Source organism: Pseudomonas violetae, assembly GCF_023072615.1.
GTDB classification, from domain to species: Bacteria; Pseudomonadota; Gammaproteobacteria; order Pseudomonadales; family Pseudomonadaceae; genus Aquipseudomonas; species Aquipseudomonas violetae.
In genome coordinates this window covers 50,497-73,479 of sequence record NZ_JAKNRW010000024.1, presented here as the reverse complement: position 1 = coordinate 73,479, position 22,983 = coordinate 50,497, and the positions used below count along the sequence as shown (strand labels likewise).

Below are 22,983 nucleotides of genomic sequence, written 5' to 3'. Positions count from 1 at the left end.
TACCGCGCATCCCTTCATCACGGCTAGAAAGGAGACACCATGATTCCGTCCAACGAACAGATCGCGGCTCTGGTGCGCGACGACAGCGTGCACAAAAGCGTCTACACCGACCCCCAACTGTTTGACCTGGAAATGCAGCGCATCTATGGCCAGGCATGGATCTACGTTGGCCATGAGAGCCAGGTAAAAAATGTTGGCGACTACCACACCACGCGGGTGGGTGATCAGGACGTGATCCTGGTACGCGGCGCCGACAAAACCGTCAACGTGCTGTACAACCGCTGCCCGCACAAAGGCGCCAAGCTGGTCGCCGAGGGAGACGGCAACGTGGGCAAGTTCTTCCGCTGCCCTTACCACGCCTGGACCTTCAAACTCGACGGGCAGCACCTGTCGGCACCGCTGAAAAATGCCTTCGAAGGCACCTGTTTCAACCCGCAGCACGCGGATTTTTCCATGGTCAGTCTGGCGCGGGTCGACAGCTATCGCGGTTTTGTGTTCGCCAGCCAGATCGAGCACGGCCCGGACCTGAAGGGTTTTCTCGGCGGCGTGATTACCTCCATCGACAACCTGTGCGATCGCTCGCCAGTGGGTGAAGTCGAAGTGTCCGGCGGCATCTTCCGGGTCATGCAGCGTTCCAACTGGAAAGTGTTCTACGAAAATCTACACGACACCATGCACGCTCGCGTCACCCATGAATCTTCGGTGGATGCGGCCCGCAGCGAAGCCGAAACCCTGGGGGAAATGCCCTTCGAACTGCTGATAATGGACGGCAACGGCGAGCCCTACGATTTCTGGGAAAAACTCGAACTGCGCGCCTACCACAATGGCCACGGCTACATGGAAGCGATCTTCGACCCGGCTGCCGCCGAGCGCGACGAGGTGTCCAAGGCCCACTTCGAATGCCTCAGCGCTGCTTACGGTGAGGAACGCGCCCGGGGCATTCTTGGAATGAACCGGCACAACACCGTGATCTACGGCAGCGGCTCGCCCCACACGGTGTTCATGCAATTTCGGGTGATCCGGCCGATGGCCGTGGACCGCACGCTGGTGGAGATCCAGACGTTCCGCTGCAAAGGCGCGCCGGACGCGGTATTTGACCGCGCGCTGACCTACGCTAACGTCATCAACTCGCCCTCCTCCAACGTCATGCCCGACGACGTGGAAGTCTATGCCCGCTGCCAGGAGGGCAACATGACCCGTGGCGGTGAATGGATCAGCATGCATCGTTATGTCGGCACCGATCGGCTGCTGCCCGACGGCGCGGTCTCGACCAATGGCACCAGTGAACTGCCCATGCGTAACCAATTTGCGGCCTGGAAGCATTACATGACCGCCACCCTGATTGCCAAGGAGAGCACCCATGCTGCTTGACCGCACTTTCGATGTCTCGACCCATAGCCTGGTTCCAGCGCAAGTACCCAACGAAACCTTGCGCGAAATCGAGCAGTTTCTGTATCGCGAAGCACGCCTGCTGGACGAACGCCGTTTCTGGGAATGGGACCAGTTGTTCACCGATTCGGGCATGTATTGGGTGCCGCAGCAACACGGGCAGGTCGACCCTTTTGCGCACATCTCGCTGTTCTGGGAAAACCGCATGCTGCGTGAAGTGCGCATCCGCCGGGTGGAGAACGTGCGCAACTGGTCCCAACAGCCGCCGACCCGCACCGCGCACCTGGTGGGCAACGTGATGATCGAGGGGCTCGACAGCCAGGGTCTGCTGGTGGTCAGCGCGACGTTCCAGGTCAGCGAATGGCGCCTCGAACAGCGCCAGTTGGCGGGCCGCTACACCTACAAACTGGCGAGCCAGGACAACGGCGACTGGAAGATCCAGCTCAAGCGCGTTGACCTGATCAACTGCAACGATGTGTTCGCGAACCTGGAGGTGTTTGTCTGATGGGCCGCCCAACCGTCATCGCCCTGCACTACCAGAACGACGTGCTGCACCCCGACGGACGTATCCGGGTCGGGCTGGCGGCCGACGATCCGGCACGCGACGCGTTGCTGGAGGCCGCCATCAGGCTGCAGCAAGGCGCCCGTGCCCGGGGCTGGCCGATTATCCATGTGCGCGTGGCGTATCGCCCGGACTATGCCGACCTGGTGCAGAACGCGCCGATCCTGCGCGCCGTGGCCGCCAGTGGCGCCGTGCAGGACGGCACTTGGGGTGCACAGTTTCATGACGCCTTGCAACCACTTCCAGGCCAGGACGAATTTGTCGTCAGCCATACCCGTATCAATGCGTTTTACGGCACGCCGCTGGACACCCTGCTGCGTCAACTCGAGGCCCGGCAGTTGCTCATAGCTGGCGTCGCCACCCACTCGGTGGTCGAGAGCACCGTGCGGCACGCGGTCGATTGTGGTTTCGAGGTCACGGTGCTAGCAGACGCCTGCGCCGCCGCGCAACCGGCCACCCATCTGGCAGCACTGGACAGCATGCGCCTGATCGCCACCGTCACGGATGTCGCCAGCGCCCTGGAGTCGATGCCATGAAGCCCGTACCTGCAACCAACCTGCAAGGTCAGGTGGCGATCGTCACCGGCAGTACCCAGGGCCTGGGCACTGACATTGCCCGTCAACTGCTACAGGCCGGCGCCAGCGTGATGCTGGTCGGGCGCAACCAGGAAGCGGGCACGGCACTCGCCAGCGAGCTGGGTGAGCGCTGTCGTTTTGTCGCGTGCAATGTCGAGTTGGATGAGGACATCGACGACTGCCTCGATGAAACCCTGGCCGCTTTCGGCCGCCTCGACATCCTCGTCAATAACGCCTGCGTCTACGACGACCAGGGCTTGCTGTCGGATCGGGCGCAATGGCTGCACACCCTCAACATTAACCTGGTATCCGCGGCGATCTTCGTACAGAAAGCCGCGCCGCACATGGCTGAAGGCGGCACCGTCATCAACATCGGCAGCACCGGCGGCAAGTTCGGCGTGGCCGGGCGCGCGCTGTACCCGGCGTCCAAGGCCGGGCTATTGCAGCTGACTCGCAACCTGGCGGTGAGCCTGGCGCCCGCATCGATTCGGGTGATTAGCGTCTCCCCGGCGTGGACCTGGTCGCCCTCGGTGGCAAACATGAGTGGCGGCGACATCGCGATGGCCGACCGGGTCGGCGCGCATTTTCACCCGCTGGGACGTGTGGGGCGCGGCGAGGAAATCGGCCAGGTGGTGGCGTTTTTGTGCAGCCACGGCGCTTCATGGATCACCGGCGTGGACATTCCGGTGGACGGCGGCTTCTCCATTCTCGGCCCTGACCAGGGACTTTCGCCGCGAGCGTGGTTTGAGCGCTTGCGTGATCCAGCCTGAACAGCATTCATAAAAAACCTGATAATGAGCGAGGCAACAACATGGGCAAGATGATCAGTGTGAACGCCGGCGACGGCAGCGGCAGCTTTGCCGGGTACCTGGCAGTACCCGCCAGCGGCAAAGGCCCGGGCGTGGTAATCGGCCAGGAGATTTTTGGCATCAACGCGAACATGCGTGAAGTCGCCGATTTTTATGCCGAGGAAGGTTACGTGGCGTTGGTGCCGGACCTGTTCTGGCGCCAGGAGCCGGGGGTTGAGCTGGGCTACACCGAGGCAGATTTTGCCCGGGCGATCGAGCTGTTCCAGCACCTGGATGTCGACAAGGCCGTTGACGACATCGACGCCAGCTTCAACGCGTTACGCGATTTACCCGAGGTCCAGGCCGGCGGCCTGGGCTACGTGGGTTTCTGCATGGGCGGCAAGCTGGCGTATCTGACGGCGACTCGAACCGCTGCCGCGTGCTGCGTGGGTTACTACGGGATGGGCATCGAGCAGATGCTCGACGAAGCCGACAACATCAAGGGGCGCCTGGTGCTGCACTTCGCCGAACAGGATGTTTACTGCGACGCCAGCGCCCGCGCACTGATCAGCCAGCGCCTGGATGACCGCGACAACGTCGAGATCTACACCTACCCCGACGTCGACCACGCCTTCGCCCGTAACGGCGGCATGCATTACAACAAGCCCGCCGCGTTGATGGCCCATCAACGCAGCATCGCCGCACTGAAGCAGGTCATCGGCCCCAATTACAACTTGTCGCAGCTGTGGGACAAGCACATCGAGTTCGAGTTTGCGGTCCGCGATGTTCCGGCGACCATGGCGACGATGGTCGCCGAGCCCTACGTCAATCACATTCCGACCATGACCGGTGGTGTGGGCTATCGCGAGTTGAGCCGGTTCTATGAGAACCATTTTGTGCACGCCAATCCGCCGGACATGAAGCTGATACCGATTTCACGCACGGTGGGTGCTTCGCAGATTGTCGACGAGTTTGTGATGTGTTTTACCCACACCAGTGAGATTGACTGGATGCTGCCTGATGTGGCGCCTACGGGTAAATACGTTGAGATTCCGATGCTGGGGGTGATCAAGTTCCGCGGCGATAAGCTGTGTCATGAGCATATCTATTGGGACCAGGCCAGTGTGTTGGTGCAGATTGGGCTGCTTGATCCTGCCGGTTTGCCGGTGGCGGGGGTTGAGACGGCGAGGAAATTGCTGGATGAGCAGTTGCCGTCTAATACCTTAATGGGGAAATGGGTGGGTTGAGTACCTGTGGGAGCAAAGCTTGCTCCGCGCGGCGTTCCGACGATGGACGACAACGATAACGCGTTGATTCTGGATAAACGCGGCGTCTTCGAACCCATCGCGAGCAAGCTCGCTCCTACAGGGATCGGCGAAAAGATCACGAAATTTGTGTTCGCCACCGCTGATCATTTGCCGCAGCCAGTCTGATGCGGCAACTCACCAAAGCGCTCCCGGTAGTACCGGGCGAAGCGCCCCAAGTGTCCGAAACCATGCTCCAGTGCAACAGCCGTGATGCTCAGGTCGCGACCACCGAGCAGACGTTCACGCACCGACTCAAGCCGCAAATTGCGCAATCGCTCCATCGGTGTTTGCCCGTAACAGCGCTGGCACAAGGTGTTGAGGCTGCGCACACTCATGCCCGCTGCGGCGGCCAACTCGCCCAGGGAAAGCGCCTCACCCAGGTGACTGCGCATCAAGCCTTCGATCTTGTGCAACTGCCGCAGTGCCTGACGCTGCGCAGGCGACTCGACCACCGCCAGCGGCAAGGCGTCGACTTGCGGTGGGTGGGTCAGCAGGAACAGCGGCAGGCTTTCTTCCAGATGGCGTAACCAGTGCGCATGCACCGGAGCGGCCTCGCTTGCCCCTAACTGTTCCAGCAAGTCATCGACCAGACGCAGCCAGCCCCGCGCCTGGCCAGTGTCGAGCCGATAAGCCGCGGGCAAGACAAAATCAGGCGCCAGCCCGCCTTCGTCCACCAGCCGCTCCTGCATCAATCGCAACAACGAACGCGGTACCTTGAGCAGCAATTGCTCGCAGCCGGTGTGCCAGACCAGACGCGCCTGGTGATTGGCCGAAAGCACTGCCACCTGGCCGGCCTCCAGTTCCAGCGCCACTCCATCGCACTCAATACTGGCCCGCCCGCGCAGCGGCATCTGCATCAGCACAAAGTCGGTAAAGGGTCGTGGTCGCACCTCAACCTCGGCGCCATAACGCAGGACAAATAACTGGCAACGCCCCACCTCCGCGCGAAAAAAAGCCGTGTCGACATTCCCGGTGCGCCAGCTCAAGTCGTGTTCGACCAGCTCACGTGCCAGCAGCCGATGACTTTCCTGGCGCGAACGACTGGTGAAAACCGGGGTCCGGCACAACTGCGACAGATCGAGCCCGGCACCTGATAACCCAGCCATGCTCACAGCGACCGGTTGCGGCGGGCTTCGTTACGTTGCAAGGTGGTGCTCGGCGTCTCATCGAACAGCTTGCGATACTCGCTGGAGAATCGCCCCAGGTGGGTAAACCCCCAACCCATGGCGATCACCGAGATATTGCGCGCCGAATTATCCTCGAGGATTTCCTGGCGCACGGCCCCCAGCCGGTGCTTCTTCAGATACGCCATGGGCGACATGCCGAAGTACTTCCTGAATCCTTCAAACAGCTTGAACCTCGACACCCCGGAAATCGCCTCGATGTCTTCCAAGTGCAGCGCTTCGCGGGCGTTCTCGTGGATGTACTGCTTGGCGCGAATCAGGTAGTGCGGCAGCTTCACGCCCAGCACATCGCGCAATTCTTCGGAGTAGTTGTTCGGTTGGGCGAGGATCAGCCCCTTGATCAGCGAGCTCTCGACGTCGCGGGTGAAAAATGTCTGGTCGTACAGCTCGCGACTGCGCTCCAGCTCGCCGATAAAGTAGCGCGCCATGCGCCACCAGGACGCGGAGGAACCGTTAACGGCGTCCATCACCGGCTCAAACCGCAAGGGGGTTTCCAAGGGCCGCTGCAACATGTCTTCCAGGGACTTGCGCATGGCCGCGCGGGTGATGACCACCTGGATCTTGCGGCAATCCCCGTTGATCGCCAATTCCTGGTTTTCGTGGGGTGAAACGATGATTGCGCGTTCGCGATCGGAGGTCATTTCACAGCCGTTCTTCATCAGGTGCTGCTCGCCCACCAGGGGCAGGCTGAGGCTGTAGCTGTTGAGGTGTTCGGCGTCTTCGATGCCCACCGTGACGTCGGTGCCGTACTCGATCACCCCCAGGGTGGTCGACATCGACTTCAGCACATTACCGCTGTGATGGAACTTAATACGGGTGGGATGGCTGGTCTTGAGCAGGTGTGGCCCGCAGATTCCGGCCATCCACTGCCGCGCGCCATTGAGGTCATAGCGCTCGATACGAATGTCACGAACATGTACATCAGAGCTTGTACTCATCACGGGGCACCCACGGCTGTTTTTTTGAGCGCGCTCTAACGGCACGCCTCTGCGGGAACGAGCAATCTTCATGCCGCCAGGGTGCCTGGGAAGCCCTGCCGAAATATGCGGATAACATTCGCCGATTAAGCGGATAGGGACCGCTCAAGATCGCCATCCGCCACGTCGCCGAACACCCTTCCCGCCCCGTAAGCACTGGGACAACGGGGCAAAAAAGCGCACACCGCCAGCGGCTGCACGAAAGTCACGCACAGCGCGCAGGTGTGATTGGGTATTACCTGCCCAGACAAGCAGGCAGGTGTTACCCCTCGCTTACCAGAATTTCCAGGTGTAGGTCGTGATCAGGCGGTTTTCATCGAAGTCATTGGCGTGGCGGAACTTGACGTTGATATTGCGCAGCTCCACGCCCAGATTCTTCAATGGTCCGTCCTGGATCACATAGGACAGGTAGATATTGCGCTCCGATTCGCTGCTGTCGCTCAAGGGCCCTCGATCAATATCGGTGCCGCGCATGTAACGCGTCATCAGCTTCAAACCGGGCACACCCACACCTGCGAAATCAAAGTCATAGCGCGCCTGCCAGGATTTCTCGTTGGGTTTTATAAAGGCAATGGCCGACCAGTTCACCAGATACGGCTGGGGTGCATAACCATTGAGGGTTGGGAATGCGCTGTCGCCAAGCATCCGCTGATAACCCAGGCCAAACGCATGGGCACCTTTGCGCAGGGTGGTCATCGCCCCGTAGGCGCGGTTATCGATGCGCCCGTACAAGGCATCACCGTCTTCCTTGTTGTTGAAATAGCGAACATCGGTTTTCAGGCCGTAACCACTACCTAGATCAGCCAGATAAGTTCCGCCCAGGTAGTGCTGGCGGTAGATGTCTTCCAGCTGCCCGTAGAAGTACGTTCCGGTCAGCGCCGGAGTGAATGCGTAGCTGGCACCGCCGAAGTTCAAGCCGTCGCTTCGGCGCTGAACGTCCGGCCCGTTGAACAGGTACATTTTCTCGCTGTTGGAGGATGCCCGACCGCTTATTTCGGTGAAGCGGCCACCGGTCAGTGTCAGTTTATCCACCTCCTTGGACTCGATCAGGGTGCCGTGGTAGGTGGTAACCAGTTGCCGCGAATCGTCCATGTAGGCCACCGGCAGCGTCGGCCGGTGTTCACCGAATTTCAACTCGGTTTTTGAATAGCGCACCTTGGCCGTGTAGCCGCCGCGACCATAGTCAGTGGCCTGCTCCTGCTTGCTGACGCTGTACGGGATGATGCTGTCAGGCCCCCTGCCGCCACCGCCGTCAAGCCGGTAGGCATACTGCATCGAGGCGTCCAGGCCAAACTGCACCGGCCCCTCGGTGTAGCCCGAAATGAAGCGCAAATCGAAGCCCTGGGTCCAGCTGCCAATGCGCGAGTTCTTCGGGTTTTCACCCTTGTAGTCACGGTCGATATAAAAGTTTCGCAGGCCCAGGCCCAGGTGGCTGTCTTCGACGAAGTCCGCCATGGCCATCATCGGCGTCATCATTCCGGCCAGGCTGGCCGTCTGCACGCAGCGGGTAAACCAACTCGCTTGAAACATAACTTATCCCCTCTCTTTTAATGTGCGAACACATCAAGTAGCGGCGCGACCAATGTGATCACCCCAATCGTCGACAGTTGTTTCTTTATTAAAATAGTCAGCATGAGTCGTGTTATTAAAAATGCTCACCCGGCGAGAGACCAGACACGCATTGGCGATGATTAGGCCGTATTCACGCTTGACTCTCTATCCTGTTAGTTCGCAAGTCATATCCGTTTACTTCGATTTACCGATCAAAACAGAATCCTGCGACCCAAGCCCTGCAGGCCCTGGGCCGCCGCAAACAGGCTGGCCAATTTTATGGACTGCGTTTGCCGACAAAGCGGATAGACCCCGGCGCAGGCAACTTATTTAATGACGGCACACACCACTTATTAAATGCGCGAATTAGCCCGGTGCAACGAGGTATCGATTAATGAGCAGTGCAAAAAGCCTGGAACAATGGAAAAGTTTTATTGAGGGTTGCCTGGACTTCCGTCCGGCCGACGGTGTTTTCCGCATTGCCCGAGATATGTTTACCGAGCCGGACTTATTTGATCTGGAAATGCAGCTGATCTTCGAGAAGAACTGGATCTACGCCTGCCATGAAAGTGAAATCGCCAATAAGCACGATTTCATGACCCTGCGCGCCGGGCGCCAGCCGATGATCATTACCCGTGACGGCGACGGCCAGCTCAATGCGCTGATCAACGCCTGCCAACACCGCGGCACCACCCTGACGCGCGTCGGCAAGGGCAATCAGTCGACCTTCACCTGTCCGTTCCACGCCTGGTGCTACAAAAGCGATGGTCGCCTGGTCAAGGTCAAAGCACCCGGTGAGTACCCGGAAGGTTTCGACAAGGCCACCCGTGGCCTGAAAAAAGCCCGCATTGAAAGCTACAAGGGGTTCGTGTTTATCAGCCTGGACGTCAATGGCAGCGACAGCCTTGAGGACTTCCTCGGCGACGCCAAGGTGTTCTTCGACATGATGGTCGCGCAGTCGCCCACCGGTGCACTGGAAGTGCTGCCGGGCAAGTCGACCTACACCTACGACGGCAACTGGAAACTGCAGAATGAAAACGGTCTGGACGGTTATCACGTCAGCACCGTGCACTACAACTACGTGGCCACCGTGCAACACCGACAGCAGGTCAACAGCGAGAAAGGCCTGGCCGGCGCCGACACCCTGGACTACAGCAAACTTGGCGCGGGCGACAAGGAAACCGACGACGGCTGGTTTGCCTTCCACAACGGTCACAGCCTGCTGTTCAGCGACATGCCGAACCCGGCGGTGCGTCCCGGTTACGCGACGATCATGCCGCGCCTGCTCGAAGAGCACGGCAAGGGCAAGGCGGAGTGGATGATGCACCGCCTGCGCAACCTGAACATCTACCCGAGCATGTTCTTCCTCGACCAAATCAGTTCGCAACTGCGCATTATCCGCCCGATCGCCTGGAACAAGACCGAGATCAACAGCTTCTGCCTCGGTGTGGTCGGCGAGTCGGATGCCGATCGGGAAAACCGCATTCGTCAATTCGAAGACTTCTTCAACGTCTCCGGCATGGGCACCCCCGATGACCTGGTGGAATTTCGCGAAGCGCAGCGTGGTTTCCAGGCTCGCCTGGAGCGCTGGAGCGACATCTCACGCGGCACCGGCAAATGGGTCGAGGGCGCGACGCCCAACAGCGAGACCATCGGCATCTCACCGGCGCTGACCGGCACCGAGTTCACCCATGAAGGCCTCTACGTCAATCAGCACGGCAACTGGCAGCGCTTCATGCTCGAAGGCCTGGCGCGTCTTGCTGCCGAAGAGCAACCGTTGAAACTGCGTGAGGTGTAACCATGAACTCGCAACTGCAATACCACATCGAGCAATTTTTCTATCGCAACGCTGAAGCCTGCGACGCCCAGGACTGGGACGCATACCTGTCGATGTTCAGTGACGACAGCGAGCTCCACCTGCCGCAATGGGATTCGGAGCACGTCTACACCACCGACCCGAAAAAAAGCATGTCGTTGATCTACTACCCCAACCGGGGAGGTCTCGAAGATCGGGTGTTCCGCATTCGCACGGGCAAGGCCGCATCGACCATCCCGATGCCGCGCACCCTGCACCTGATCAGCAATGTGCGCATTGCGCCCCTGGCCAACGACGCGCTGGAGGTGCGGGTCAACTGGCACACCCTCTACTACCGCTTGCAAACCGCCGAGCAGTTTTTCGGTCGCGCGACCTACCACCTGCGACCCGACGGCGACAGCTGGAAGATCACCCGCAAGCATGTGCTGCTGCTCAACGACACCATCAATTCGGTGCTCGATTTCTATCACCTCTGACTGGCGGAAGTCTGGATCATGAGTCACAAGGTCGCGTTCAGTTTTGCCGACGGGAAAACCCTGTTCTTCCCGGTTCAGAACAACGAAATCCTGCTCGATGCGGCGCTCCGCAACGGCATCAACATCCCCCTCGACTGCCGCGAAGGCGTGTGCGGAACGTGTCAGGGGCGCTGCGAGTCGGGCCAGTACAGCCAGGACTACGTCGACGATGAAGCACTGTCGGCTGAAGATATGCGCCAACGCAAGATGCTCACCTGCCAGACACGGGTCCAGTCCGATGCAGCGTTCTATTTCGACTTCGCGTCCAGCTTGTGCAATGCGCCGGGGCCGGATCGGCTCAAGGGCATCGTGCGGGCCGTCGAGCAGGTCTCGCCGAACACCGCGATCCTGCATCTGGATGCCGGCGCCGATGGGCAACAACTGGACTTCCTGCCCGGCCAGTACGCCCGGCTGCAGGTGCCGGGTACCGACGGCAAGCGCTCCTATTCGTTCGCCAACCGGCCCAATAGCAGCAACCAGTTGCAGTTCCTGATTCGGTTGCTGCCTGACGGGCTGATGAGTAACTACATTCGCGAGCGCAGCCTGATTGGCGACGAGATCATGCTCGAAGCCCCCCTTGGCGCCTTCTACCTGCGCCATGTCGACAAGCCATTGGTCTTTGTCGCCGGCGGCACCGGGCTCTCGGCGTTCCTGGGCATGCTCGACGAGATCGCCGAGCGTGGCGGTTGCGGTCATCCGGTGCATCTGTATTACGGCGTGCGCGACGCTGCGGACCTCTGCGAAACCACGCGCATCGCGGCCTATGCCGATCGCATCCCGAGCTTTCGGTTCACCCCAGTCATCAGCGATCCGACCCCGGACTGGAGCGGCAAGCGCGGTTATATCACCGAACATTTCGACCTGGCCGAGTTTCGCGACCGGGACCTGGATATGTACCTCTGCGGCCCGCCGCCAATGGTTGAGTCGATCAAGCAATGGCTGGCCGGCCAGGGCCTGGACCAGACCCGCCTTTACTACGAGAAGTTTACCGAGAGCAACACCTGACACTGCAAGCCGCAGTCACAACAAATCTCCAGGCACCCGCACATTTTTTACTGCCCTCCACTAACAACTACGTCTCGCGCGATGCGGACTTCACTAAAGGCGGCACTATGAAAAAACTACTCGTGGGTACATTACTGGCAGCCAGCTGCGTGGCCAGTTTGCTGGCCCAGGCCCAGGACCCGGTGCGCATCGGTTTTATCACCACCCTCTCGACCCCCGCCGGCTACCTGGGGGAAGACTCCCGCGACGGTTTCCAGCTGGCTATCGATCAGGAGAACGGCAAGCTCGGCGGTGTGCCCGTGAGCTTGCTGGTCGAGGACGATGGGCTGCAACCGGCGCGCGCCAAGCAGATCATCGACCGCATGAGCCTGGACGGCATTTCGCTGTACACCGGGGTTATCTTTTCCAATGTGCTGGCGGCCGTGGTGAACACCGCGACCAAGGACGGCTTCTACATCAGCAACAACACCGGCCCATCGAGCCTGGCCGGCAAACAGTGCAAGCCCAACTACTTCGTGGCCTCGTACCAGAACGACACGATCCATGAAATGGCCGGGGTGGCGGCAAACGACCTGGGCTACAAGAAGATGGTCATCCTTGCCCCCAATTACCAAGGTGGACGCGACGCGCTGGAAGGCTTCAAGCGCACCTACAAGGGTGAAGTCACCGAGATCTACACCAAGCTCAACCAACTGGATTTTTCGGTCGAGTTGGCACGGGTACGTTCGCTGGCACCGGATGCGATTTTCGAGTTTCACCCTGGCGGTGCCGGCATCAACTTCGCCAAGCAATACGGCAGTTCGGGCCTGGGCAAAACCATCCCGATGGTGGTGCCCGTATTCTCCATGGATGAGCGCATGCTCGCCGCCACCGGCGACGTCGCCAAGGGCATGAACATTGTGACCCTGTGGAACCCGACGTCGAACAACCCAGCCAACCAGGCCTTCGTCAAGGCATTCACCGAGAAATACAACCGGGTGCCGACTGTGTATGCCGCCCAGACTTATGACACGGCACGCCTGATCGGGGCTGCACTGAAGAGCGTGGATGGCAACGTCAAGGACCCCACGGCGTTTCGTAATGCCCTGCGCAACGTCAAGTTCGACTCAATACGCGGCGACTTTGCCTTCGGTAAAAACCAGCACGCGATCATCGACTGGTATCTGCTGCGGGTAGAAGCCGATGCCAGCGGCAAGCTCGTCCAGGTGCCGGTGCAGACCATCGCCAAATCGCAGGTGGACAGTTTTGCGGCTGAATGCGTTTTGTGATTCGCGATCCTGTGGCCTGGTGATTTTCTGTGGGGCAAGGTGAGTTTCTGTAGTTAGGTAATGTCCTGTGGGGCAAGGTGAGTTTCTGTAGTTAGGTAATGTCCTGTGGCGAGGGAGCTTGCTCCCGCTGGACTGCGCAGCAGTCCTTCTTTGAAGCTAACGAGCGAGGGCCGCTTCGCGACCCAGCGGGAGCAAGCTCCCTCGCCACAGAACTCCTTCTCCACAGCATGCCCCTTCTCCACAGAACTCCGGCTCCACAGCAAGCTCCTTCTCAACAGGATTGCCCAGCCTCAGTCATCAGCATTTCGGCACTTTTCGTAGGACTCCCCATGCTGTTACTCGAACAAATATTGAACGGCCTGCAATACAGCGCCCTGCTTTTTTTGCTGGCATCGGGCCTGACCCTGATCTTCGGGATCATGGGCGTCATCAACCTGGCCCATGGAGCCTTTTACATGGTCGGGGCCTTTTGCGCCGCCTATACCGCATCGGCCAGCGGCTCCTTCTGGCTCGCCGGGCTGGCGGCGATTGTCGGCTCGGCACTGTACGGGCTGCTGATTGAAACCAGCATCATGCGCAGGCTCTACAACCGTGATCATCTCGACCAGGTGCTAGCCACCCTGGCCGTGGTGTTTTTCACCAACGAGCTGATCACCGTATTGTTCGGTCGCAGCCCGCCGGCCATGCCGACTCCCGAGTGGTACGGCAATTTCGTCGAAGTCTTGCCCGGTTTGATGTACCCGGTCAGCCGCCTGCTGTTCATCGCGGCCGGAGCACTGGTGGCGATCGCCATGTGGCTGCTGATCAACCACACCCGCCTGGGCATGCTGATCCGTGCCGGGGCGGATGATCATGAGATGGTCGGCGCATTGGGCGTGAACATCGCACGCCTCTACACCTTGGTGTTCGTCTTTGGCTGCGTGTTATGCGGCCTTGCCGGCTTTATGGCGGCGCCGTTGCTGTCGGTGGAAATCGGCATGGGCGAGAAGGTCCTGATCACCACCTTTGTGGTGATCGTCGTCGGCGGAGTCGGCTCGGTGCGCGGTGCGCTCGCCGGCGCCCTGCTGATCGGCATGGTGGACGGTCTCGGGCGGGCGTATATCCCGCAACTGCTCGACCAGCTGTTGCCCGCCGAAGTCAGCGGCACCTTGAGTGGCGGACTGATTTCCGCCAGCGCCTACATCGTCATGGCCGTCGTATTGCTGGTGCGTCCGCGCGGCCTGCTACCGGCCCGTGCCTGAGGAGAACACCATGTCCCGTCGAGTTCTTATCGATCTGCTGTGCCTGGCGACGTTCGCCCTCTTGCCGTTACTCGCCTCCTTGTTGCACGAACCCTTTCTGGTCAGCCTGTTTACCCGCCTGGCGATATACGGCATGGCTGCCGCCAGCCTGGACCTGCTGATCGGCTACGGCGCGATGATCAGCTTCGGTCACGCGGCATTCTTCGGCCTGGGCGGCTACGTGGTCGGCGTTATTGGCTTTCACACTTCCCAGGCCATGCCGTTGTGGGGCTGGGAAGGTTCCAGCAGCGCGCTGATCGTCTGGCCGCTTTCACTGCTGGTCTGCGCGCTGTTTGCCTTGGTGGTGGGCTATCTGTCCCTGCGCACCAGCGGCGTGCAGTTCATCATGATTACCCTCGCCTTCGGCCAGATGCTGTATTTCGTCCTCGGCTCACTGTCGCTGTACGGCGGCGATGACGGCATCCTGCTCAACGAACGAAATACCCTGCCGGGCCTGGATCTGGATAACCCGGTGCAATTTTATTACCTGTGCCTGGGGCTGCTGGTGGCCTGGCTGCTGTTCTGCCGCCGGCTGGTGAACTCGCGGTTCGGTTACGTGCTGCGAGGCCTTAAGCAAAGTGAGCGGCGCAGCGTCAGCCTCGGTCTGCACCCGCTGCGGTATCGGCTTACAGCATTCGTCATCGCCGGAGTGGGTGGTGGCCTGGCCGGTATTCTGTGGGCCAATTATGCGATGTTCGTGAGCCCGGACATGGGTGCCTGGCACAAGTCCGGCGAACTGATGGCGATGGTTATTCTTGGCGGCGTTGGCACCCTGCTGGGGCCGATCCTTGGCGCCGCAGTGTATCTGGGTCTGGAGCAGGTATTGAGCCTGTGGACCGAGCACTGGTTGCTGATCTTTGGCCCGGTGCTGCTGGTGGTGGTGCTGTTTGGCAAAAAAGGCCTGTACGGACTGCTCCTCAGTCCGCTCCCCCGCTGGCGCAAATCACCGGCTACGCCCGTCATCGCCAATAGCGAGGTGCGTCCATGAAGCCACAACTGTCGATTCAGGCCCTGGAAAAATCCTTCGGCGCGGTCAAGGCCACCAACGGTGCAAGTTTTGATATCGCACAGGGTGAGCTGCACGCGATCATCGGGCCGAACGGCGCGGGTAAATCCACGCTGATTTCACAGATCGCCGGGGAGATCCGCCCGGACAAGGGAAGGATCTTCCTCAATGGCCAGGACATCACTGCCGTACCTGCGCACCAGCGCCCCCGCCTGGGGCTGGCGCGGGCCTTCCAGGTCAGCCAGCTCTATCCGGAGTTCACCCTGCTGGAAAACGTTGCCGTAGCGATCGCTGCCCGCGATGGCCAGACGTTTGGCATGTGGCAGCCGCTGGGTTGCGACAAACGCCTGCTGGAACCGGCGGCCGACTACCTGCAACGTGTCGGCCTGGCCGCACGCGGCCAGGCACTGGTCAGCGAGTTGTCCCACGGCGAACGACGACAGCTGGAAATCGCCTTGGCCCTGGCTCAGGAAGCCTCGGTGCTATTGCTCGATGAGCCCATGGCGGGAATGGGGGCTGAAGAATCGGCACGCATGACGCAATTGTTGCTTGAGCTCAAGGGGCGATACGCGATCCTCTTGGTCGAGCACGACATGGACGCCGTATTCGCCCTGGCTGACCGCATCACCGTATTAGTCTATGGCCAGACCATCTTGACCGGCAGCGTCGAGCAGGTTCGCAACGACCCGCAAGTTCGCGCCGCCTACCTGGGAGAAGAACATGCTTGAAGTCAGTGGATTGCAGGCAGGCTATGGCCTGAGCCAGGTGCTGTTCGATATGCACCTGAAAATCGAACAAGGCCAGGTGGTGTCGCTGATCGGGCGCAACGGCATGGGCAAGACCACCACGGTCAAGTCGATCATGGGCCTGCTCAAACCCACCGCTGGCAGTATCCTGATCCACGGCCGGGAAATGCGCGGCGCCCCCCCCTACCGCATCGCCCAGGCTGGATTGGGCCTGGTGCCGGAGGGCCGGCGCGGTTTTGGCAGCCTGAGTGTGCGGGAGAATCTGCTGGCTACTGCGACCCGGGGCAAGTGGGACCTGGCGCGGATCTACGCGCTGTTTCCGCGTTTGCAGGAACGGCAGGAGCAATTGTCGAAGACCCTCTCCGGTGGCGAACAGCAGATGATGGTGGTCGCCCGCGCCTTGTTGACCAATCCGCAACTATTGATTCTCGACGAGGCCACCGAGGGCCTGGCGCCGATCATTCGCGAAACCATCTGGAGCTGCCTGGCGAGTTTGAAGGCCGAGGGTGAGACGATCCTGGTGATCGACAAGAACCTCAAGGAAATGGCGCGGGTGGTCGACTGTCACCACATTATCGAAAAGGGGCGACAGGTGTGGAGTGGGACGCCGGGGCAGCTGGCTGATACGCCGGAGTTATCCCGGCGTTATCTGGGGGTTTGAAGAGAGTGGTTCACAGTCCCTGCCGTGGCCGCTGGCTTGCCCGGCTCATTGCAGCGGCGAAAAACTCGCCGGCAGATAAATCGTCGAATGCATATCGAGCAACTGCGGCCCTGAGTTTTCCGGCGGCCAGACGCCGTCTTTCACGGCGCGGGTGCGCACATCCAGGCGTTGTTCGAGCGAGGCATAGGGCCAGATGTGCAAGTACCGGGGCAACTGACCGTCGGTGGCGTAAAAGGCCGCATACACCGGGGAGTACTGCTCGGCGGTTCTGGGTGTGACGGCTTTTTTCCAACCCTCTATCGTCGGTGCCAGGCCCGACGGCACCAGGTCGTACATGCGCAGTTCGTAGAACGGCCCGTGACGTCCGGCTGGTAACGGCTCGATAAAGGGAAACAGGCTGTAGTTTTCCACGCGCATGTTCAGTAAGTACGCCTCGATGCCAAACGCATCGGCGCTCGACAGATACCGTTCACGCTCAGCCTGGCGCGATGCCTCGTCGGTGAAACCGCGCAGTACTGCAATCTGATTCAGCGGGCCGATCTCCGAAGCCCAGCAACCCATCAATTCGCCACCCGCATTCGCGCTGCGCAGTTTCTGCTCCAGACATTCCATGGCCGTGGCAACGGTGCGCACGCGCACGGTGAACGTGATCAATTCGTACAGCTTCATGACAACCTCGATTTAAGACCAGACAGTTCGTTAACCGACGCAGCCGGTGTGGCGCGTCGGTTGGGTAAATCAGAGTGTGAACCTGAAGCGATCCTGCTCCAGCTCCGTGCTCAGGACGTTGTCACCCCGCCATTGAACACCGGCGACAACCCCATCAACTCTAGCTTGCGGGTGAACTCACCCAGCCTCTGCAATTTGTAGGCTTCCAGGTCTACGTCCTGGTAGTCATAAAACCCGTGCCCCTCGCGCAGCCCGTTGCGCCCTTGCGCCATGTTGTCGGCGATGACCTGAGGCGGCAGGAAGCGCGGATCGATGGCTTGCGCCAGGTAGTGCGAGGCATAGAACAGAATGTCGCCGCCACCCCAGTCGATAAATTCGAGCATCCCCAGGACCGAGAAACGCAGGCCAAAACCGACACGAATCGCTGTGTCGATGTCATCGGCGCTGGCCACGCCCTCCTCGACCATGCGTGCCGCTTCGTTCATCGCCAGCGCCTGGATTCTCGGCACGATATAACCTGCGGCCGGGGAGCACTGCACCGGGACTTTGCCGATGCGCTTGAGCAGGACCATCAGGCGCTGCAGCACCTGCGGGCAGGTGGCTTCGCTGCGGCTGACTTCCACAAGCGGCATGAGGAATGCCGGGTTCAACCAGTGGGCGTTGACGAAACGCTGCGGATGGGTGACCAGCGCCGCCAGTTGCGTCACCAGGAAGGTTGAAGTAGTAGATGCGATCACGGTTTGAGCGGCGCACGCCTGGCTCAACCAGGCAAAGGTTAGGGTCTTGAGTTCGAGCAATTCCGGCACGGCCTCAAACACCACTGCGGCGTCTTGCAGATAGGCGCCACTGCCCTCGCGGTTGCACAGACGCACATGGCTCATCGCTTGCTCGGCTTGTGCAGCGTCCAGTGAACCGAGGCGCACCAGCGTCGCCAATTCGCCACGCAAATGGTCTTCGACCTCGCTGAAGTAACGTGCCTGCGCCGCCGCGTCTCGTGGTTTGATGTCGATCAGGGTCACCGGCAGCCCGGCGAACATGAACGCCAAGGCAATGCCTTCGCCCATGCGTCCGGCACCGACGATGCAGATGCCTTGCAGGTCGACACTCATGCTGGCAACCCCTGGCAGAGGTACTGCGTCATCTGGCTGCGGCTGAGTTGATCAAGGCCGAGGTTTTCCAGGGTTCGGCCCTGGGCATACAGGTCGATGCCGCTGACCGCCGAGGCCACACTCAGCAGGCCCTGGGCCACCGGGGTCGGCACGCCGGCCCAGCGCCCCACCGACACCAGAAACGACAGGCCCAGGCGCGTGTCTTCAAGCATGTAGCGGTGCTTTTGCAGGTCGATATCTTCGCGCCAGTCGCCGCTGTCAGTGAGTTTGCCGTGAGCTCCACGACCATACATCCACTCATCGCCTTCAGTGGCATAGTGATCGGCCAGCGGGAAATGCGGTGCGCCATAGCCCAACGCTTCACGCACGGCGATGCGTTCGGCGTCGAGGGCATTGGTCACACGTCGGATCGAAGGGACGGTGCCTTCGTTGTGAATATCCCAGGTGTCGAAATGTTCGAGGGGCCCTGCGTTCATCAGGATCAACGGCGGATGAATGATCGGCCCGGCGTTCATCAGTGCGCCGCTCAGGGCATCCTCGATTGGCTCGACGCTGGGGTAAGCCTCGCGCAGTACGGCAAACGCAGACTCGCCCAGACGACTCGGGAAAACCCCGGTTGGCAGACGTGTCGCATAGCCGCTGATCACTACCCGATTAGCGCCATGCTTGCGCGCCAGATAGGGCAAGGTGCCGGTTTCGGCGAACGCCACTTCAGCGTGGTTGCCGACCTTGGCCATCGCTTGGGCGAACACCATGCTACCGAACGTGCCCGGTGGCAGGAAAACCACTTGTCCGTCGCGCAGCAGCGGCGCGAGTTCAGTGGCGAGGTCCTGGTGGGTGGTCGAGGGCAAAGCGATGACCAGCAACTGCGCATCGACCACGGCGTGTGCCAGGTCGAACGTCAGGCTCAGGCCGTCACCGGGCTGGCCCAGGCTTACTTTGCGCTCGCCACGAAAGTCGCGCACCAGTAGATGACCGAGGCCTTGCAAGGTTTCCAGTGCGGCACTGTCACGGCGCCACAGACGTACCGCATGGCCTTTTTCCACCAACTCTATGGCTGCCGCATAGCAACCATGCCCACCGCCGATAACACTGATATTCATGAGTACACTCCTGTAGAAGAGCCTCGATCCTAGCAACGGCCCCGGGGTTTCACTGGCCGAAACGCGCAAACCTGATTCCGATTGTGCAAAGCAATCCCCCGCGCCGCACTGGGCGCCACAATCGGCCTCGGTCCTACAGAATGGGTGTGGATGTTCAGATCATCGTGGGACGCGCCGGCGCGGGAACAGGCTGTCGCGGTCCAGGTGGTTGAGGTGGGTGCAGCCCATCAGGTTCATGGTCCGCACCAGTTCTTCGCTCAATAGATCCAGGGCCCGGGTGACACCGGGTTCGCCTGCCACGGCCACGCCGTAGAGCGTGGAGCGGCCGAGCATGACCGCATCGACCCCAAGGGCCAGCGCCTTGACGATATCGCTGCCACGGCGAATGCCGCCGTCGAGCAGCAGGCTGAGTTTGCCTTGGGCCTGGGGCGCGATGGCCGCCAGTGCGTCGAGGCTGCTCAAGGCGCCATCCAGTTGACGGCCGCCATGGTTGGAAACCACCACGCCATCGAGGCCCAGCGCAATGGCGCGCTCCACATCCGCCGGATGCAATACACCCTTGAGCAACAGTCGGCCGCTCCAATGCTCGCGCAGACGGGCCAGCGTGTCCCAGTCGAGCAAAGTGTCCATTTGCTTGCCGATAAACGCCATCGACCCCAGGGCGTTGCGTTCACTCGCTGGTAGGTAAGGTTCGAGGTTGCCCATGCCTGGCATGCCCGACGGCCACAGTGTCTGCTTGAGCCAGCGCGGGTGCCGGACCACGTCGAATTTGTTGCGCCACGACAGCTGTCGCGGCCTGGCAAAACTGCGCCGATCCCATTCGCGATTGCCCAGCACCATTGCGTCACAGGTCAACACCAGCGTCCGGCAACCGACAGCGCTGGCGCGCTGCAGCAAATCCTTCTGCACCTGAGGATCGCGCATGGCGTACAGCTGGAACCACAGGTCAACCCCCGGTGCCGCGGCAACAAGCTTCTCAAGTGAGGTGTTGGACGCAGTACTCAAGGTGAACGGCAAACCTCTGGCCGTCGCCGCCCTGGCCAGGTGAATGTCGGCATCGCGATGCAGCAGGCCGTTGTAACCGGTCGGCCCGATCAGCATCGGCAGGGGCAGCACCTGGCCCATCACCAGACGCGAAGTATCCGGGGCATGGCACGGCACCATGGCTCTGGCGTGCAGCCCATAACCACGGAAGGCCTCGAGATTATCCTGCAGTGTCAGCTCGGCTTCGGCCCCGCCGTTGAGGTATTCCCACGCGAAATACGGCAGGCGTCGTTGAGCCATGTCGGCCAGTTCGGCAATGCTGTGCACCCGACTGAGGTCGGTGCCGGTATGGAAACGCCGCATAAACAATCCTTTGAACAGAGCAAAAAAATGCCCGGGAGGAGCGGTCCGGGCTAAGGAAAAACGCTGGCCAACACTGCCCGATGCGCGGGCAGTGTTGGAAGCTGCGAACGGTTCCCGCAGGCCCTCAGAACTTCCAGGTGTAAGTGGTGATCAGGCGGTTTTCCTGATAGTCCGGGCCGGACGCATTGCCATTGCCATAACGTGTCTTGACGTCGATGCGACGCCATTCAAAACCCACGTCCTTGAGCGCGCCGCTTTGCACCACATAACCGAGCACGATATTGCGCTCGCTTTCGACGTTCTGGTCGAGGGCATTGCTGCCGCGGTCGACTCCGGTGCCGCGCATGTAACGGGTCATGAACTTAAGCCCCGGCAAACCCATGCCCGCGAAGTTGTAGTCGTAACGCAACTGCCAGGAACTTTCGTTCGGTTTGACGAAGGCCACGGTCGACCAGTTCACCAGATAAGGTTGCGGCGCATAGCCGTTCAGCGTCGGGAACGTCGATTCGCCGAGCATGCGCTGATAACCGACACCGAAGGCATGGGCGCCCTTTTTCAGGGTGGTCATGATCCCGTAGGATTTGTTGTCGATATCGCCATACAGCGCTTTGCCGTCTTCACTGTTATTGAAATAACGCAGGTCGGTCTTCAAACCGTAACCGGCCCCCAGGTCATGGTTGTAGGTCAACCCCAGATAGTGCTGTTTGTAGATATCTTCCAATTGCCCGAAGAAATAAGTACCGGACAAGTTCGGGGTGAATGCATAAGTGGCACCCCCGAAATTCAAACCGTCACTGCGCCGTTTAACATTGGGACCATTGAACAGATACATTTTCTCCCTGTCGGAAGACTCCCGGGAACTGATCTCGGTAAAGCGCCCGCCGGTCAGCGTCAGGTTGTCCACTTCCTTGGATTCGAGCTGCACGCCGTGATACGTAGTGATCAACTGCCGGGAATCATCTATATAGGCCACCGGCAAGGTCGGTCGAAGTTCACCGACCTTGAGTTCAGTCTTGTTATAACGAACCTTACCGGTCAACGCCGCACGACCGTAGTCGCGGACCTGCTCGCCCTTGCTGGTGTCGTAGGGAATGATCGTGTCTGGACCACGACCTCCCCCACCATCCAGGCGATAGGCGTACTGGGCCGAAAGGTCCAGGCCGAACTGCAGCGTGCCTTCGGTATAACCCGAAATAGCACGGAAATCGAAGCCCTGGGTCCAGCTGCCGACCCGTGATTTCGGCGCGTCATGCTGTTTGAAATCGCGGTCAATGTAAAAATTGCGCATGCCCAGGCTGACCTGACTATCATCTGCAAAATCGGCGTGCGCAAGCAACGGTGTGAAGACCCCCATCACGGCCGCGGTGGAAAGACCCCGGTTTATCCAGTTCTTCTGAAACATAAAACTTTCCTTCTTTTTTACATGCACAAAGGCACGGCTAGTGGAAGCAGATCAATTCAGCAAAGTGCAACTTTGGCAGTCAATCCGCAGTATTGTTTTTATAACCACTTACTGCAAAAAAGTCGTAACTCAGTCATTCGTCGGAACAACGACAACCGCTTATAGTTATTTTTAAACTTTCAACGACACGGGAAAGTTATAGCAATTCAACTCACTCAACAGTTGGCTTTGGAAGCATCTCCCAAGCGGTGATAGGCGCGATTGAAATACACCAGGCCCTCCTGGCTTTCGCCATTGCGAATACCCAGAACCTCGCAATAGAAAATGGTGTGCGACCCGACCTCGTGGGCCTGGGCGATCCGGCAGTCGAAACTCACCAGTGCCTCATCGAGCAGCGGCGCACCGCTTTCCAGGGTGCTCCAGGATGCGCAGGCAAATCGCTGGTCGGTATCGAGGTGGCGATTGGAAAACGCCCCCGACACTTCCTGATGACCCGCGGTCAGCACGTTCACGCTGAGCACACCGTTGCTCTTGAAATGCACGTTGGAAAACGAAGAACGATTCATGCATACCAGTAACGTCGGCGGCTGGTCGGTGACGCTGCACACGGCCGAAGCGGTGAACCCGAACCGACCTGCGGGGCCATCGGTGGTGATGACCGAAACTGCGCCACCAAGCATTGCCATTGAGTTACGAAATCCAGTTGTATCGACCATGGTCTTA

Annotated in this window: 23 protein-coding genes; 14 read left to right on the top strand and 9 right to left on the bottom strand. The window is 60.2% G+C overall.

All coding sequences use genetic code 11. From position 1 onward, the window contains the following. Window positions 1-39: 39 nt before the first annotated feature. Genes L9059_RS22235 through L9059_RS22210 form a run of 6 tightly spaced genes read left to right on the top strand, consistent with a single transcriptional unit; the run spans window position 40 to window position 4,747 of the window. Window positions 40-1,371 carry an aromatic ring-hydroxylating dioxygenase subunit alpha gene (locus tag L9059_RS22235; protein ID WP_247293057.1) on the top strand — a complete coding sequence of 444 codons (1,332 nt, stop codon included), beginning with the start codon at window positions 40-42 and terminating at the stop codon, window positions 1,369-1,371. After that, window positions 1,361-1,894: an aromatic-ring-hydroxylating dioxygenase subunit beta gene (locus L9059_RS22230; RefSeq protein WP_247293056.1), complete on the top strand. Its 534-nt coding sequence runs from the start codon at window positions 1,361-1,363 to the stop codon at window positions 1,892-1,894. Before L9059_RS22235 ends, L9059_RS22230 begins: the two co-directional genes overlap by 11 nt. Continuing rightward, a complete protein-coding gene (locus tag L9059_RS22225; RefSeq protein ID WP_247293055.1) occupies window positions 1,894-2,487 on the top strand; it encodes a cysteine hydrolase family protein in 594 nt (197 codons plus the stop codon). The genes L9059_RS22230 and L9059_RS22225 overlap by 1 nt, the downstream gene beginning before the upstream one ends. Beyond that, complete coding sequence (locus tag L9059_RS22220; protein ID WP_247293054.1) at window positions 2,484-3,296, top strand: SDR family oxidoreductase; 813 nt, start codon at window positions 2,484-2,486, stop codon at window positions 3,294-3,296. The genes L9059_RS22225 and L9059_RS22220 overlap by 4 nt, the downstream gene beginning before the upstream one ends. Before the next feature lie 41 nt (window positions 3,297-3,337). After that, a complete protein-coding gene (locus L9059_RS22215) occupies window positions 3,338-4,561 on the top strand; it encodes a dienelactone hydrolase family protein (protein ID WP_247293053.1) in 1,224 nt (407 codons plus the stop codon). A 42-nt stretch (window positions 4,562-4,603) separates the two neighbouring features. Then, window positions 4,604-4,747: a hypothetical protein gene (locus L9059_RS22210; RefSeq protein ID WP_247293052.1), complete on the top strand. Its 144-nt coding sequence runs from the start codon at window positions 4,604-4,606 to the stop codon at window positions 4,745-4,747. Here L9059_RS22210 and L9059_RS22205 read toward each other — a convergent pair. The 3 genes from L9059_RS22205 to L9059_RS22195 form a co-directional block, all read right to left on the bottom strand. Next, window positions 4,726-5,727 carry an AraC family transcriptional regulator gene (locus L9059_RS22205; protein ID WP_247293051.1) on the bottom strand — a complete coding sequence of 334 codons (1,002 nt, stop codon included), beginning with the start codon at window positions 5,725-5,727 and terminating at the stop codon, window positions 4,726-4,728. The two genes, L9059_RS22210 and L9059_RS22205, sit on opposite strands and share 22 nt — an antisense overlap. A gap of 2 nt (window positions 5,728-5,729) precedes the next feature. Further along, complete coding sequence (locus L9059_RS22200) at window positions 5,730-6,743, bottom strand: AraC family transcriptional regulator (protein WP_247293050.1); 1,014 nt, start codon at window positions 6,741-6,743, stop codon at window positions 5,730-5,732. A gap of 312 nt (window positions 6,744-7,055) precedes the next feature. Further along, window positions 7,056-8,312, bottom strand: a complete 1,257-nt coding sequence (locus L9059_RS22195; protein WP_247293049.1) for an OprD family porin — start codon at window positions 8,310-8,312, stop codon at window positions 7,056-7,058. A gap of 415 nt (window positions 8,313-8,727) precedes the next feature. Here L9059_RS22195 and antA point away from each other — a divergent pair, with 415 nt between their 5' ends. The 8 genes from antA to L9059_RS22155 all read left to right on the top strand — a co-directional run bounded on the left by antA (window position 8,728) and on the right by L9059_RS22155 (window position 16,630). Next, entirely contained in the window at window positions 8,728-10,131 is a 1,404-nt protein-coding gene (gene antA, locus L9059_RS22190) for an anthranilate 1,2-dioxygenase large subunit (RefSeq protein WP_247293048.1), read from the top strand. A 2-nt stretch (window positions 10,132-10,133) separates the two neighbouring features. Then, window positions 10,134-10,625 carry an anthranilate 1,2-dioxygenase small subunit gene (gene antB, locus L9059_RS22185; RefSeq protein WP_247293047.1) on the top strand — a complete coding sequence of 164 codons (492 nt, stop codon included), beginning with the start codon at window positions 10,134-10,136 and terminating at the stop codon, window positions 10,623-10,625. Window positions 10,626-10,643: 18 nt separating this feature from the next. Continuing rightward, window positions 10,644-11,669, top strand: a complete 1,026-nt coding sequence (gene antC, locus L9059_RS22180) for an anthranilate 1,2-dioxygenase electron transfer component AntC (protein ID WP_247293046.1) — start codon at window positions 10,644-10,646, stop codon at window positions 11,667-11,669. Between the two features lie 107 nt (window positions 11,670-11,776). After that, window positions 11,777-12,937 carry an ABC transporter substrate-binding protein gene (locus L9059_RS22175; protein WP_247293045.1) on the top strand — a complete coding sequence of 387 codons (1,161 nt, stop codon included), beginning with the start codon at window positions 11,777-11,779 and terminating at the stop codon, window positions 12,935-12,937. Between the two features lie 329 nt (window positions 12,938-13,266). Then, window positions 13,267-14,178 (top strand): branched-chain amino acid ABC transporter permease, encoded by a 912-nt coding sequence (locus tag L9059_RS22170; protein WP_122838399.1) that lies wholly within the window; start codon window positions 13,267-13,269, stop codon window positions 14,176-14,178. A 10-nt stretch (window positions 14,179-14,188) separates the two neighbouring features. After that, the gene (locus L9059_RS22165; RefSeq protein WP_247293044.1) at window positions 14,189-15,205 is read left to right on the top strand and encodes a branched-chain amino acid ABC transporter permease; all 1,017 of its coding nucleotides are present in this window, start codon (window positions 14,189-14,191) and stop codon (window positions 15,203-15,205) included. Next, entirely contained in the window at window positions 15,202-15,951 is a 750-nt protein-coding gene (locus L9059_RS22160; protein WP_247293042.1) for an ABC transporter ATP-binding protein, read from the top strand. Before L9059_RS22165 ends, L9059_RS22160 begins: the two co-directional genes overlap by 4 nt. After that, a complete protein-coding gene (locus tag L9059_RS22155; RefSeq protein WP_247293041.1) occupies window positions 15,944-16,630 on the top strand; it encodes an ABC transporter ATP-binding protein in 687 nt (228 codons plus the stop codon). Before L9059_RS22160 ends, L9059_RS22155 begins: the two co-directional genes overlap by 8 nt. 45 nt (window positions 16,631-16,675) lie before the next feature. Here the strand turns inward: L9059_RS22155 and L9059_RS22150 are convergent, their stop codons facing one another. The 6 genes from L9059_RS22150 to L9059_RS22125 form a co-directional block, all read right to left on the bottom strand. Next, entirely contained in the window at window positions 16,676-17,299 is a 624-nt protein-coding gene (locus tag L9059_RS22150; RefSeq protein ID WP_247293040.1) for an NIPSNAP family protein, read from the bottom strand. Window positions 17,300-17,409: 110 nt separating this feature from the next. Then, window positions 17,410-18,408: a 3-hydroxybutyryl-CoA dehydrogenase gene (locus tag L9059_RS22145; RefSeq protein WP_247293038.1), complete on the bottom strand. Its 999-nt coding sequence runs from the start codon at window positions 18,406-18,408 to the stop codon at window positions 17,410-17,412. Beyond that, on the bottom strand, window positions 18,405-19,511 hold the full coding sequence (locus L9059_RS22140) for an NAD/NADP-dependent octopine/nopaline dehydrogenase family protein (protein ID WP_247293037.1): 1,107 nt from the start codon (window positions 19,509-19,511) through the stop codon (window positions 18,405-18,407). Before L9059_RS22140 ends, L9059_RS22145 begins: the two co-directional genes overlap by 4 nt. 159 nt (window positions 19,512-19,670) lie before the next feature. Beyond that, window positions 19,671-20,858, bottom strand: a complete 1,188-nt coding sequence (locus L9059_RS22135; protein ID WP_247293036.1) for an alpha-hydroxy acid oxidase — start codon at window positions 20,856-20,858, stop codon at window positions 19,671-19,673. Between the two features lie 124 nt (window positions 20,859-20,982). Then, entirely contained in the window at window positions 20,983-22,260 is a 1,278-nt protein-coding gene (locus tag L9059_RS22130) for an OprD family porin (RefSeq protein ID WP_247293035.1), read from the bottom strand. Window positions 22,261-22,475: 215 nt separating this feature from the next. Next, complete coding sequence (locus L9059_RS22125; protein ID WP_122838390.1) at window positions 22,476-22,976, bottom strand: flavin reductase; 501 nt, start codon at window positions 22,974-22,976, stop codon at window positions 22,476-22,478. Between the last annotated feature and the right edge of the window lie 7 nt (window positions 22,977-22,983).